This is a genomic window from Novosphingobium sp. PhB165 (genome assembly GCF_004341845.1).
Taxonomy (GTDB): domain Bacteria; phylum Pseudomonadota; class Alphaproteobacteria; order Sphingomonadales; family Sphingomonadaceae; genus Novosphingobium.
Genome location: NZ_SLVB01000012.1, coordinates 37,012 through 49,789, shown reverse-complemented (window position 1 = coordinate 49,789; position 12,778 = coordinate 37,012). Strand labels below are relative to the sequence as shown.

General features: G+C 66.4%; 14 protein-coding genes. All 14 read left to right on the top strand.

Going from position 1 to position 12,778, the window contains the following annotated elements:
- The first annotated feature begins 15 nt into the window (after positions 1–15).
- Genes EDF56_RS23145 through EDF56_RS23080 form a run of 14 tightly spaced genes read left to right on the top strand, consistent with a single transcriptional unit; the run spans position 16 to position 12,777 of the window.
- Positions 16–915, top strand: coding sequence for an enoyl-CoA hydratase (locus EDF56_RS23145; RefSeq protein WP_132392051.1), 900 nt, complete (start codon positions 16–18; stop codon positions 913–915).
- Positions 915–2,000 (top strand): nitronate monooxygenase, encoded by a 1,086-nt coding sequence (locus tag EDF56_RS23140; RefSeq protein ID WP_132392049.1) that lies wholly within the window; start codon positions 915–917, stop codon positions 1,998–2,000. The genes EDF56_RS23145 and EDF56_RS23140 overlap by 1 nt, the downstream gene beginning before the upstream one ends.
- A gap of 17 nt (positions 2,001–2,017) precedes the next feature.
- Complete coding sequence (locus tag EDF56_RS23135) at positions 2,018–2,767, top strand: enoyl-CoA hydratase family protein (protein ID WP_132392047.1); 750 nt, start codon at positions 2,018–2,020, stop codon at positions 2,765–2,767.
- Positions 2,767–3,912 carry an acyl-CoA dehydrogenase gene (locus tag EDF56_RS23130; protein ID WP_132392046.1) on the top strand — a complete coding sequence of 382 codons (1,146 nt, stop codon included), beginning with the start codon at positions 2,767–2,769 and terminating at the stop codon, positions 3,910–3,912. Before EDF56_RS23135 ends, EDF56_RS23130 begins: the two co-directional genes overlap by 1 nt.
- A 14-nt stretch (positions 3,913–3,926) precedes the next feature.
- Positions 3,927–4,985 carry an acyl-CoA dehydrogenase family protein gene (locus EDF56_RS23125; protein ID WP_132392044.1) on the top strand — a complete coding sequence of 353 codons (1,059 nt, stop codon included), beginning with the start codon at positions 3,927–3,929 and terminating at the stop codon, positions 4,983–4,985.
- Positions 4,978–6,129 carry an acetyl-CoA C-acetyltransferase gene (locus tag EDF56_RS23120; RefSeq protein ID WP_132392042.1) on the top strand — a complete coding sequence of 384 codons (1,152 nt, stop codon included), beginning with the start codon at positions 4,978–4,980 and terminating at the stop codon, positions 6,127–6,129. The genes EDF56_RS23125 and EDF56_RS23120 overlap by 8 nt, the downstream gene beginning before the upstream one ends.
- Positions 6,130–6,131: 2 nt before the next feature.
- On the top strand, positions 6,132–6,776 hold the full coding sequence (locus tag EDF56_RS23115) for a phenylacetic acid degradation protein PaaY (protein ID WP_132392040.1): 645 nt from the start codon (positions 6,132–6,134) through the stop codon (positions 6,774–6,776).
- Positions 6,777–6,781: 5 nt separating this feature from the next.
- Positions 6,782–7,687, top strand: coding sequence for an SDR family oxidoreductase (locus EDF56_RS23110; RefSeq protein WP_132392038.1), 906 nt, complete (start codon positions 6,782–6,784; stop codon positions 7,685–7,687).
- Positions 7,688–7,700: 13 nt separating this feature from the next.
- The gene (locus EDF56_RS23105) at positions 7,701–8,756 is read left to right on the top strand and encodes an acyl-CoA dehydrogenase family protein (RefSeq protein WP_132392036.1); all 1,056 of its coding nucleotides are present in this window, start codon (positions 7,701–7,703) and stop codon (positions 8,754–8,756) included.
- On the top strand, positions 8,753–9,931 hold the full coding sequence (locus EDF56_RS23100) for an acyl-CoA dehydrogenase family protein (protein ID WP_132392034.1): 1,179 nt from the start codon (positions 8,753–8,755) through the stop codon (positions 9,929–9,931). Before EDF56_RS23105 ends, EDF56_RS23100 begins: the two co-directional genes overlap by 4 nt.
- Complete coding sequence (locus EDF56_RS23095; RefSeq protein WP_132392032.1) at positions 9,928–10,713, top strand: SDR family oxidoreductase; 786 nt, start codon at positions 9,928–9,930, stop codon at positions 10,711–10,713. The genes EDF56_RS23100 and EDF56_RS23095 overlap by 4 nt, the downstream gene beginning before the upstream one ends.
- Positions 10,710–11,171, top strand: a complete 462-nt coding sequence (locus EDF56_RS23090) for a MaoC family dehydratase (protein WP_132392030.1) — start codon at positions 10,710–10,712, stop codon at positions 11,169–11,171. Before EDF56_RS23095 ends, EDF56_RS23090 begins: the two co-directional genes overlap by 4 nt.
- A gap of 10 nt (positions 11,172–11,181) precedes the next feature.
- A complete protein-coding gene (locus tag EDF56_RS23085) occupies positions 11,182–11,559 on the top strand; it encodes a steroid Delta-isomerase (protein ID WP_132392028.1) in 378 nt (125 codons plus the stop codon).
- 15 nt (positions 11,560–11,574) lie between these two features.
- Positions 11,575–12,777, top strand: a complete 1,203-nt coding sequence (locus EDF56_RS23080) for an acetyl-CoA C-acyltransferase (protein ID WP_132392026.1) — start codon at positions 11,575–11,577, stop codon at positions 12,775–12,777.
- Position 12,778: the final 1 nt, after the last annotated feature.

The window sequence follows — 12,778 nt, the reverse complement described above, 5'->3', positions numbered from 1 at the left end:
GACGGGAGAGGCACCATGAGCGACGATCTGGTCGAACCGAAAAAGGTCGAGATCACCTACGAGACCGACAGTCCCGTACTCTATGCAGTGGACGGGCCGGTCGCCTGGGTGACGCTCAACCGGCCGGACTTCAACAACGCGCAGAACGGCCAGATGACCTATGCGCTGGACGATGCCTTCAACCGTGCCGTGCAGGACGACGCGGTGAAGGTCATTGTCCTGGCGGGCAATGGCAAGCACTTCTCCGCCGGGCACGACATCGGCACGCCGGGGCGCGATCTCCACAAGGCGTTTGACAACCGGCTAATGGTGCCGGGCCACGTCAACAAGCCGGCGGCGGAGCTGCTCTATACGCGCGAGCAGGAGCAGTACCTGGGCATGTGCCGCCGCTGGCGCGACATTCCCAAGCCCACCGTTGCCATGGTGCAGGGCGCCTGCATTGCCGGCGGGCTGATGCTGGCCTGGGTCTGCGACCTGATCGTCGCTTCGGAAGACGCGTTCTTTCAGGACCCGGTCAACCGCATGGGCATTCCCGGCGTCGAATACTTCGCCCACGCCTTCGAACTGCCGCCGCGCGTCGCCAAGGAATTCCTGCTGCTGGGCGAGCGGATGAGCGTGCAGCGTGCCGAGCAGTTCGGCATGGTCAACAAGATCGTCCCGCGTGACAAACTGCGCGAGGAAGCGGCGGCAATGGCGGCGAAACTGGCCGCGCAGCCGCGGCTTGGCAACTGGCTGACCAAGCAGGCGGTCAACCATGTAGAGGAACTGCGCGGCAAGCGCACGGCGATGGATGCGGTGTTCCACATGCACCACTTCGCCCATGCCCAGAACGATCTGGTGCAGGGCAATTCCATCGCCGGCCTCGACGGCCGCGCCATGGCCGCGGCGAATAAAAAACAAGCGGGAGAGGCATAATGAGCGACCCTCTACACACCATCCTTGTCGAGCGGCTGGGCTGCAAGGTTCCGGTGATCCAGACCGCGATGGGCTGGGTGGCCGAACCCTCTCTGGTCATCGCCAGTTCGAATGCGGGAGCCTTCGGCTTTCTGGGCGCGGCGGTGATGACGCCGGACGAGGCGCGGGTGAAGCTGCTGGAAGTCCGCCGTGGTACGGACCGGCCGTTCGGCGTCAACTTCCACAGCTTCCAGCCCGGCGCGGACAAGATCGTGGAGCTGATCCTGGAGAACCGCGAACAGGTGCGCGCCGTCTCGTTCGGACGCGGTCCGAACGCGAAGATGATTGGCGCGTTCAAGGACGCCGGCATCCTTTGCATCCCCACCGTCGGTGCGCTGAAGCATGCGCAGAAGATGGTCGAACTGGGCGTGGACATGGTCAACGTGCAGGGCGGCGAGGGCGGCGGACACACCGGATCGGTGCCGACCACGGTGCTGCTGCCGCAAGTGCTGGACGCCGTGCAGGTGCCGGTGATCGCCAGCGGCGGCTTTGCCGACGGGCGCGGGCTGGTGGCGGCATTGGCTTACGGCGCGGTGGGCATCGCCATGGGCACGCGCTTCCTGCTGACGCAGGAAAGCCCGGTGCCGGACAGCGCCAAGGCCGCCTACCTCGCGGCCTCCACCGACGGCATCGTCGTCACCACCAAGCTGGACGGCATTCCCCAGCGCATGGTTCGCACGCGGCTGATGGACCGGATCGAGAAGTCCGGCCCGCTGGCCATGTGGCTGCGCGCGCTGGAGGCGGGCCGCGCGATGAAGCGCCAGACCGGCGCATCGTGGGGCGATTTCATTGCCAGCGCACGCGGCATGACCGCGCACGGCGCGATGCCGCTGAAGCAGGCGATGATGGCCGCCACCATGCCCATGCTGATCCAGAAGGCGATGGTGGAAGGCGATATCGAGAACGGCGTGATGGCCACCGGCGTCGTCGGCGGGCGCATCCGCGAAGTGCCGAGCTGCCAGCAGCTTGTCGACAGCATCATGGCCGAGGCGCGCGAAAGGCTTGCCGCGCTCGGCGTACCCGCGGCCGAGCCGATTACGGCCTGAACGGAAGAGGACAACCCATGCCGATTACTTGCACCATTCAGGACCGGATCGCCGAAATCGTCTTCGACGTGGCGCCGGTAAACGCCTTCGACAGCGAAACCTGGAACAGCCTGCCCGCGATCGTCAACGAAGCGGCGCGCAATCCCGAAGTCCACTGCGTGCTGATCCGCGCGGAAGGGCGCGGCTTCTGCGGCGGCGTGGACATCAAGGAGATGCAGGCCCACCCCGAACGCATCCCGCTGCTCAATCGCGGCAACTATCTGACCTTCAAGGCCATTCACGAGGCGGAAGTGCCGGTGGTGGTTGCCGTGCACAAGTTCGTGATCGGCGGCGGCATCGGCATCTGCGGCGCATCGGACACGATCATCGCGGCGGACGATGCCTATTTCTCGCTGCCGGAGATCGATCGAGGCGCGATGGGCGGCGCCAGCCACATGTCGCGCATGTTGCCGCTGCACAAAGTGCGCGCGGCCTTCTTCACCGGCGGAAATATCCCGGCGCAGGAAGCCTATCGTCTGGGCGCGGTGGAGACGGTGGTCCCGCGCGACCAACTGGAGATCGAGGCCCGCGCCTTCGCCGCGCGGATTGCCGGCAAGTCCCGCAAGGCACTGGTGATCGCCAAGGAAGCGCTGAACGGGCTGGAATCGCGGGATGTGGATCGCGGTTACCGCTGGGAACAGGGCTTCACCCTCGAAATGTACATGCATGAGGACAGCCAGAAATCGCGCGATGCCTTTGTCGAAACCGGCAAGGCGGCCTCGTTCTGATGGACCTGTCCTACACCCCCGAACAGCAGGCCTTCCGCGCCGAAGTGCGCGCGTGGCTTGAGGCGCACGTACCGGCCGAGCCGCTGGAGCACTTCGACGCCACGCGCGAAGGGTTCGAAGCGCACCGCGAATGGGAACGCACGCTGAAATCCGGCGACTGGGGCATGGTCACCTGGCCCAAGGAGTACGGCGGGCGCGGGCTGGACCTGATCGAATGGCTGATCTTCGAGGAGGAATACTACCGCGCCGGTGCGCCCGGCCGGGTCAACCAGAACGGCATTTTCCTGCTGGGTCCCACCCTGATCGAGTTCGGCACGCCCGAACAGAAGCAACGCTTCCTGCCGCCGATGGCATCGGGTGAGGAAATCTGGGCGCAGGCCTGGTCCGAACCGCAGGCGGGGTCCGACCTTGCCGGCGTGCGGGCGACGGCCGTGCGAGACGGCGACGATTATGTGCTGAACGGCCACAAGATCTGGTCCAGCCGCGCGGTCTTTGCCGACTGGGCCTTCGGCCTGTTCCGCGAACCGGAGAGCGAGCGGCACAAGGGGATGAGCCTGATCTTCTTCCCCCTCGATGCGCCGGGCGTCACCGTCAATGCGATCCGCAAGATCAACGGCCATGTCGGCTTTGCCGAAATCTTCCTGGAGGACGTGCGCGTCCCCGCCTTCAACCGGCTGGGGGACGAAGGGCAGGGGTGGCACATCTGCATGGCGACCGCCGGGTTCGAGCGCGGGCTGATGCTGCGCAGCCCGGCACGCTATCAGGTTGCCGCCGCCGCGCTGGCCGGGCTGTGGCAGGACCACAAGCAGGATGCCGATCCGGTTCTGGAAGCCGATGTCGTGCGCGCCTTCATGAATGCCGATGCCTATGCGCTGTCGATCTACCAGACCGCATCGCGGCTGATGGCGGGCGCGAAGATCGGGCCGGAGGCATCGACCAACAAGATCTTCTGGTCGGAACTGGACATCCACCTGCACCAGACCGCGTTGTCGATCCTTGGCCCCAAGGCCGAACTGGTCGCCCCGCCGGGCGAACATGACTGGCTGGACGATTACATCTTCGCCCTGGCCGGGCCGATCTACGCCGGATCGAACGAGATCCAGCGCAACATCATCGCCGAGCGCATGCTCGGTCTGCCGCGCTGAGGGAGGGCACGGCCATGGACTTCACCCTGAGCGACGAACAGCAGATGTTCGCCGAAACCGCTCGCACCCTGCTGGGCGATACCTGCACGCCCGACCACTGGCGCAAGATGGTGGAGCGCGGCGACAACACCGATCCCGAACGCTGGGCGGCGATTGTCGAGAACGGCTTCACCTTGGTCCTGCTGTCCGAAGAGGCGGGCGGCATGGGCCTTGGCGAACTGGACTTCGCCTTGATTGCCGAGGAAGCGGGCTATGTCGCGCTGCCCGAACCGCTGATCGAAAGCGCGGGCGTGGCCGCGCCGATGCTGGCCGCGCTGGCGCCCGATCATGCATTGCTGGCAGATCCGGAGGCGACCATTGCCGTCGCTCATCCGCTCAATCCGTTGGTGGCCGATGCCGACCGTGCTGCCGCGATCCTGCTGGAGCGTGACGGTCATGCATTCCTGGCGCGCACCGATCAGGTGCGCCTGACGCCGGTTGAAACCATCGACCCGCTGCGCCGCCTGTTCCGCGTGGAATGGGATGCAGCCAATGCGGAAGACCTTGGTCTTGCCGATTGGGATCTCGCGCTCGACCGGGCGGCGTTGTTCGCCGCTGCGCAGGGCCTTGGCCTTGCCCAGCGGGCGGTCGACATGGCGGTGGAATACGCGAAGGAGCGCCAACAGTTCGGCAAGCCGATCGGCTCCTATCAGGCGGTGAAGCATCACCTTGCCTCCGCACAAGTCGCCATCGAATTCGCGCGGCCGGTGGTGCGCGCTGCCGCGGCCGAGATCGGCCACCGCGACGTGCAGGCCCGATCCCGCGTCAGCCATGCCAAGATCGCCGCGCTGGAAGCGGCGGACAAGGCCACCCGCGCCTCGATCCAGGTGCACGGCGCCATGGGCTATTCCTGGGAAGTCGATGCGCATCTGTTCCTCAAGCGCACGCTGGCGCTGACCCAAAGCTGGGGCCCGCCCGCCTTCCACCGTGCGCGCATCGCCGGCCGCCTGTTCACCCAGCCGGCCGGCCCCGACCAGACTTTCGCCCGCGAAACCCATGCCGCTGCGGCCACCAGAGAGATCGTCCATGCCTGAAGCCTATATCGTCGATGCTGTCCGCTCGCCCGTGGGCCGCAAGAAGGGCAGCCTTGCCCATGTCCATCCTGCCGATCTGGGCGCGCATCCGATCAGGGCGCTGGTCGATCGCACCGGCATCGACGCGGCCCTCGTCGACGATGTCGTCTGGGGGTGCTGCGACACCATCGGCCCGCAGGCCGGCGATATCGGCCGCACCGCCTGGCTGGTGGCGGGAATGCCCGAACATGTTCCGGGCGTGACCATCGACCGCCAGTGCGGATCCTCCCAGCAGGCGGTTCATTTCGCCGCGCAGGGGGTGATGTCGGGCACGCAGGACCTTGTCGTCGCGGGCGGCAGTCAGGCGATGAACGCCATCCCGATCTCGGCCGCGATGTTCGCGGGCGCCGCCTATGGCTTCGACAGCCCGTTTCAGGGCTCGAAGGGCTGGGACGCGCGCTATGGCGATGAGGAGGTCAACCAGATCCGCTCGGCCGAGATGATTGCCGAGAAGTGGGGCATCTCGCGCGCGGCGATGGAGGAGTTCAGCCTCGTCAGCCACCAGCGCGCGCAGGCGGCGTGGGATGCGGGCTGGTTCGATGCCGAAGTTTCGCCGTTCGAGGGATTGGCGAAGGACGAGACGATCCGCGCCGGCACCACGCTGGAGGGTCTCGCCGCGCTCAATCCGGTGCGAGAGGGCGGGGCGATCACGGCGGGCGTCGCCAGCCAGAATTGCGATGCCGCCGCCGCCATGCTGATCGCCGGCGAACGCGCGGTGAAGGAGTACGGGCTGAAGCCCCGCGCGCGCATCCATCACATCTCGGTCCGCGCGGCGAACCCGGTGTGGATGCTGACCGGCCCGATCCCGGCGACGCAGCACGCGCTCGCCAAGGCGGGAATGCGGGTGGAGGATATCGACCTGTTCGAATGCAATGAGGCTTTCGCCTCGATCCCGCTCGCCTGGATGAAAGAACTGAACATCCCGCACGAAAAGGTGAACGTGCAGGGCGGTGCAATCGCGCTGGGTCACCCCATCGGCGCGACCGGCGTGCGGCTGATGACGACGCTGCTGGGCGCGCTGGAACGCACGGGCGGACGTTATGGCCTCCAGACCATGTGCGAAGGCGGCGGGCAGGCCAACGTCACCATTATCGAGCGGCTCTGACGATGCCCTGCTACGCCTATCAGGGGATCGTGCCGGTCGTCGATCCGACCAGCTATGTCCACCCGCTGGCCTCGCTGATCGGGGACGTGATCGTCGGCCCCGGCTGCTTCATCGCGCCGGGCGCCTCGCTGCGCGGCGATTTCGGGCGCATCGTGGTGGAGGGTAACAGTTCGATCCAGGACAGCGTCACCGTCCACGCCAATTCCAACCGGGACACGGTGATCCGCCGGGGCGCGACCATCGCGCACGGGGCGATCATCCACGGGTGCGAGATCGGCGAGAACAGCCTGATCGGCATGAACGCGGTGGTGCTGGACGATGCAGTGATCGGCCCGGAAAACCTTGTCGCCGCGCTGGGGCTGGTGAAGTCCGAAACGCAAACGCCGCCGCGCAGCCTTGTCACCGGAAACCCCGCCAAAGTGGTGCGCAGCTTTGAACCGCATCAGGTGACATGGCGCAACGACGGGCAGGGCGAATACCAGCGCCTTGCGAGAGAGGCGCTGACCGGCATTGTCGAAGTAACGCCGCTGCCCGCCCCCGAACCCGACCGCCGCCGACTGGCGTCGGAAGCCATTGCCGTGCGCCTGTCCGGCCGCACCGCCGCCGCGCGCGAAGCCCGCGCGGCCCAAACCATCGAACAGGAGTGAATTTCGTGGGAATCTGCGACAACCGTACCGTCATCATCACCGGCGCCGCGCGCGGGTTGGGCCGGGCTTACGCACTCGCCTTCGCGGCCGAAGGGGCCAACGTCGTCGTCAACGACATCGGCACTTCGCTGGGGGGTGACGGGCGCGATACCAGCGCCGCCGACGGTGTGGTGGAGGAAATTCGTGCCGCCGGCGGCAAGGCGGTGGCCAATTACGAGGATATTACCGACTGGGACGCGGCTCAGCGCATCGTAGGTGCCGCTCTGGACGCTTTCGGTGACCTTCACGTCGTGGTCAACAATGCCGGGATCGTGCGCGATCGCATGTTCGTTTCGGCCACTCTGGAAGAGTGGGACGCGACCATGCACGTCCACTTGCGCGGCCATTTCTGCCTCTCTCGCCACGCGGTGGACTATTGGCGCGGGCAGCAGAAGGCGGGCAAGCCGGTGGACGCGCGGATCATCAACACATCGTCCGGCGCGGGCCTACAGGGCTCCATCGCGCAGGCTGCTTACTCGACCGCGAAAGGCGGGATTGCCGCGCTGACCTTGGTGCAGGCCGCCGAACTCGGCCGTTATGGCATCACCGCCAATGCACTGGCCCCTTCGGCCCGCACGCGCATGACGGAGCAGGCCTTTGCCGACAAGATGGCGACGCAGGAAGCCGCGTTCGACGCGATGGACCCGGCCAATGTCGCCTCCACCGTGGTCTGGCTGGGATCGGCCGAAAGCGCCCATGTCACCGGCTGCGTCTTCGAACTGGAAGGCGGCAAGATCATGCTGGAGCAGGGCTGGCGCGAAGGGCCGTTCGTCGATCAGGCGGCCCGCTGGCAGCCCGCCGAAGTCGGCGCGCAAGTCGAGCGTCTGCTGGCCGAGCGCGCCCCGCCGCGCAAGGTCTGGGGCACGGCCTGAGGGAGACGGCGTGATGGAATTCGCCCTGACCGACGAACAGGCGATGATCGCGGACACCGTCCGCGCCTTCTTCGCCGAAAACGCCACCAGCGAGCGCACCCGCGCGGCGATGGAAGGTGAGGGGATCGACCGCGATCTCTGGACTGCTTTTGCCGGGGAACTGGGCCTTGCCGGCATCGGCATCCCCGAGGATTTCGGCGGTGCCGGCCTTGGCATGGTGGAGCTGGCGGTGATTGCAGAGGCGGCCGGCGCACAAGTTGCCGCCTTGCCGTTGCTGGGCCATGCCATGCTGGCGCAGGCGCTGGTGCGCGGCGGCACGCAGGTGCAGAAGGAGCAATGGCTGCCCCGCCTCGCCGCTGGCGAGGTGATCGCGACTGTCAGCTGGAACGCGGCTTTCGAGGTGCACGACGGCGCGGTCAGTGGCACCATTGCCCATCTGCCGCACGGCGCGATTGCCGACGTTCTGCTGCTGCATGCCGCGGGGCAGGTCTGGCTGGTCGATCTGACGGGTGAGGGTGTGCGCCGCACGGCCCATGTCACCATGGATCAGACCCGTCCGCTGGCGACCGTCACGCTGGATGGCACGCCGGCCGAAGTGCTGGAAAACGGTGCGGATGGCATCGGTGGCCTGCACGCGGCGGGCTGGATCTGCCTTGCCGCCGAAGCGCTGGGCGGTGCGCAGGCCAGCCTCGACCGCACGGTGGAATACGCCAAAGAGCGCGTGCAGTTCGGACGCCCGATCGGATCGTTCCAGGCCTACAAGCACCGGCTGGCCGACATGATGGTGGAGATCGAGCAGGCCCGATCCGCCGTCTACTGGGCTGCCTGCGCGGTGGACGAACAGGCGGAAGAGGCCGCGCTGGCGCTCCATGCCGCCAAGGCGTTCTGCGCCGATACCTATCGCATGTGCGCGGGCAACATGATCCAGCTTCACGGCGGGATCGGCTTCACTTGGGAGCACGACGCGCACCTCTTTTTCAAACGCGCCCGCTCGATCGCGACGCTCTATGGCGACAGCCAGTGGCACCACGAGCAAGTGGCACACCTCCTCATGGGAGACCCGGCATGAAACTGGGCTTTTCGAACGCGGACGAGGCCTTCCGCAGCGAATGCGCCGCATGGCTGCAGGCGCAGATGGCAGGGCCTTTCGCCGATATTCGCGGCATTCCCAATCTCGTCTCGAAGATCGAGCGCCGCAGGGAGTGGGAACAGGAACTGGCCGCGCATAAGTGGTCGTGCATCGGCTGGCCCGAGCAATGGGGCGGACGCGGCGCGACTTTGGCGCAGCAGGTGATCTTTGCCGAGGAATATGCCCGTGCCGGGGTTCCCGGCCGGATCAATCACATCGGCGTCGAACTGGCCGGGCCGACCATCCTTGCCTTCGGGACCGAGGAGCAGAAGGCGCGCTTCCTTCCCGGTATCGCGGCGGGAACCGCGATCTGGTGCCAGGGCTATTCGGAACCCAACGCCGGGTCCGATCTTGCCAACGTGCGCACCAAGGCGCGGCGGGAAGGGGAGGAATGGGTGGTCAACGGCCAGAAGGTCTGGACCAGCCTTGCCCACTTTTCCGACTGGATCTTCGTCATCGCCCGCAATCAGGAAGGCACGAAAGGCCCCAAGGGGCTGACCTTCCTGATGATGGAGATGGACCAGCCCGGCATCGAAGTCCGCCCAATCCGCCAGATGAACGGTGAGGCGGAGTTCAACGAGACGTTCCTGACCGATGCGCGCTGCCCGGCGGATAGCCTGATCGGCACGCCCGGCGATGGCTGGCGCGTGGCCATGGGGTTGCTCGCTTTCGAACGCGGGGTTTCGACGCTGGCCCAGCAGATGGGTTTCCGTAACGAGCTGGACGGCATCATCGCTGCCGCCCGCGCCAATGGGAAAGACCGCGATCCGATGATCCGCCAGCGCGTGGCGGAGGCGGAGATCGGCCTTCGCCTCATGCGCTATGGCGCGCTGCGGATGCTGTCCAACGCCGATCATTCCGCCATCGACGGTGCCGCGCTCACGTACAAGATCCAGTGGGCGACATGGCGCCGCAATCTGGGCGAACTGGCCATGGACGTGCTGGGACAGGACGGCGAGATCGCGCCGGGCGCCGAGTACGAATGGCCGATGCTGCCCAACCTGTTCCTCTTCAGCCGTTCCGACACGATCTACGGCGGCACCAACCAGATCCAGCGCAACCTGATTGCCGAGCGTGGCCTCGGCTTGCCCAAAGAACCCAGAGGTGACCTGTGACCGTTCCCGTACCCACCTATCCCACCCCCCTCGGCCTTCTGAAGGACCGCAGCGTAGTGGTTACCGCCGCTGCAGGCACCGGCATCGGCTTCGCCGTCGCCAAGCGCGCGGCCGAAGAAGGCGCGCGCCTGCTGATCAGCGATTTCCATGAACGCCGCCTCGGCGAAGCGGCCGATCGCATCGCCGCCGAAGTGGGTTGCGCACGGCCGGAAACCTTCGTTTGCGATGTGACGGTCGAGGATCAGGTGCAGGCGCTGCGCGATGCGGCGGTGGCCTGCCTCGGCGGCGTCGATGTGTTGATCAACAACGCCGGGCTGGGCGGAGAGGTCGATGTCGTCGACATGACCGACGACCAGTGGAGCCGTGTGCTCGACGTCACGCTCACTTCGCTGTTCCGCATGACCCGCGCCTTCCTGCCCGTGATGTACGCGGCGAAGCGGGGTGTGATGGTCAACAACGCTTCCGTGCTCGGCTGGCGGGCGCAGAAGGGGCAGGCGCACTATGCCGCAGCCAAGGCCGGGGTCATGGCCTTTACCCGCTGCGCCGCGATGGAAGCGGCAGACAACGGCGTGCGCATCAATGCCGTGGCGCCCAGCTTGGCGATGCACCCCTTCCTTGCCAAAGTGACGACCGAGGAAACGCTGGCCGAACTGGTGAAGCGCGAAGCCTACGGCCGCCCGGCGGAAGTGTGGGAAGTGGCCAACGTCATGCTGTTTCTGGCCAGCGACCTGTCTTCCTACATGACCGGAGAAATCGTGCCGGTATCGAGCCAGCACGCATGAGCGGGCCGCTCGTCTTCGCAACACCCGCCGCGCTCATGGGCGCGGAAGGGACGCAACTGGGGCCGACGGACTGGTTCGCCGTCGATCAGGACCGGGTCGATCGCTTCGCCGAAGTGACCGGTGACGACCAGTGGATCCACGTCGATGTCGAACGGGCGAAGGCAGGGCCGTTCGGCGGCACCATCGTCCACGGCTACCTGACGCTCAGTCTGGTCAACATGTTCATGCCGCAGATGATCGAGGTGCGCGGGTTCTCGGCCGGCGTGAACGTGGGGATGGACCGAACGCGCTTCCTTGCCCCCGTGCTCGTCGGGTCGCGCCTGCGTGCGCGCGGCGAAGTGGTCGCGGCCGAGGAAATCAAGGGCGCGATCCAGTCGACCGTGCGCGTCACCGTAGAGGTCGAAGGCAGCGATAAGCCCGCGCTCGTTATCGACACCATCAGCCGATATTACCCGTAAGGAGAGAAGCATGCCTGATCCCACGCATATGGAAGCCGCCGTGCACGAATACGTGGCGGCCTTCTCTGCCGGCAGCGCGGACCGCGTTGCTGCCCTCTTTGCCGATAACGCGACTGTCGAAGACCCGGTCGGATCGCCGCGCCACGAAGGATTGGCCGCGATCCGCGCCTTCTACGAAGGATCGATGGCGACCGGCGCGAAACTGACGCTGGAAGGGCCGGTGCGCGTGGTGGCCGATTATGCGGTCTTCGCCTTTTCCGTCCACCTCGAATGGGAGGGCGGGGTCCAGCGGATCGACGTGATCGACAGCTTCCGTTTCGACGAGGCCGGAAAGGTCGCCGAAATGCGGGCCTTCTGGGGCCCTGAGAACATGCACGGATTTACCTGAGAGGAACTGCCTGAAATGCGCGAAGCCGCCATCATCTCCACTGCCCGCACCGGCGTCGGCAAGGCCTATCGGGGCGCGTTCAACGATACCGAGGCGCCGCGCATGGCCGCCCATGTCGTGGACGCCGCCATCGCTCGCGCCGGGATCGACCCCGCCCGCGTCGACGACGTCTACATGGGCTGCGCGAACCAGTGGAACACGCAAAGCTACAACATCGGCCGCCTTGCCGTGCACGGTTCGGTCCTGCCCGATACCACTGCCGGTTTCGCGATGGACCGCAAGTGCTCCTCCGGCCTGAACGCGCTGGCCTTCGCGGCGCGTGGCATCATCGCCAACGAGATCGACGTCGCGCTTTCGGGCGGGACCGAGAACGTCTCGCTGACGATCGACAAGCACTATCCCAATTTCCGCAATCGTTCGGAATGGGTGAAGCAGCACGATCCCTATGCCTATATGGCGATGATCGAGACGGCGGAGATCGTGGCCGAGCGCTACGGCGTCAGCCGGGAGGATCAGGACCGTTTCGCCGCGCTCAGCCAGCAGCGCGCCGCCGCCGCGCAGGAAGCGGGCCGCTTCGATGATGAGATCGTGCCGATCGCGCTCACCAAGGCGCTGTTCGACAAGGAAGGGAACGAGACCGGCAAGGAAGAACTGACGCTTGCCAAGGACGAAGGTATCCGCGCGGGAACGACGTTCGAGAAATTGATCGAGCTGAAGCCGGTGTTCAAGAACGGGCAGGTCGTCAAGGAAGGCCGCCACGTCACGGCGGGCAATGCCAGCCAGCTTTCGGACGGCGCATCGGCGCAACTCGTCATGGACCTTGCCACCGCGCAGAGGGAAGGATTGCCGGTGCTGGGCGTCTATCGCGGCTTTCAGGTTGCGGGCTGCGGCGCGGATGAGATGGGCATCGGCCCGGTCTTCGCGATCCCCAAGCTGCTGGAGCGCAACGGACTGAAGATCGACGACATCGGCCTCTGGGAAATCAACGAGGCCTTCGCCAGCCAGGCGATCTATTGCCAGCGTGAACTGGGCATCGATCCCGACAGGCTGAACGTCAACGGCGGCGGCATCGCCATCGGCCATCCTTTCGCGATGACCGGTTCGCGGCTGGTCGGCCACGCGCTGATCGAGGGCAAGCGGCGCGGCGTGAAGTACGTCGTCGTCTCCATGTGCGTGGCGGGCGGCATGGGCGCGGCCGGCCTGTTCGAAGTCGCCTGAA

Coding starts and splice junctions, on each gene's coding strand:
- EDF56_RS23145 (WP_132392051.1), top strand. CDS start 16: ATGAGCGACGATCTGGTCGAACCGAAAAAGGTCGAGATCACCTACGAG.
- EDF56_RS23140 (WP_132392049.1), top strand. CDS start 915: ATGAGCGACCCTCTACACACCATCCTTGTCGAGCGGCTGGGCTGCAAG.
- EDF56_RS23135 (WP_132392047.1), top strand. CDS start 2,018: ATGCCGATTACTTGCACCATTCAGGACCGGATCGCCGAAATCGTCTTC.
- EDF56_RS23130 (WP_132392046.1), top strand. CDS start 2,767: ATGGACCTGTCCTACACCCCCGAACAGCAGGCCTTCCGCGCCGAAGTG.
- EDF56_RS23125 (WP_132392044.1), top strand. CDS start 3,927: ATGGACTTCACCCTGAGCGACGAACAGCAGATGTTCGCCGAAACCGCT.
- EDF56_RS23120 (WP_132392042.1), top strand. CDS start 4,978: ATGCCTGAAGCCTATATCGTCGATGCTGTCCGCTCGCCCGTGGGCCGC.
- EDF56_RS23115 (WP_132392040.1), top strand. CDS start 6,132: ATGCCCTGCTACGCCTATCAGGGGATCGTGCCGGTCGTCGATCCGACC.
- EDF56_RS23105 (WP_132392036.1), top strand. CDS start 7,701: ATGGAATTCGCCCTGACCGACGAACAGGCGATGATCGCGGACACCGTC.
- EDF56_RS23100 (WP_132392034.1), top strand. CDS start 8,753: ATGAAACTGGGCTTTTCGAACGCGGACGAGGCCTTCCGCAGCGAATGC.
- EDF56_RS23090 (WP_132392030.1), top strand. CDS start 10,710: ATGAGCGGGCCGCTCGTCTTCGCAACACCCGCCGCGCTCATGGGCGCG.
- EDF56_RS23085 (WP_132392028.1), top strand. CDS start 11,182: ATGCCTGATCCCACGCATATGGAAGCCGCCGTGCACGAATACGTGGCG.
- EDF56_RS23080 (WP_132392026.1), top strand. CDS start 11,575: ATGCGCGAAGCCGCCATCATCTCCACTGCCCGCACCGGCGTCGGCAAG.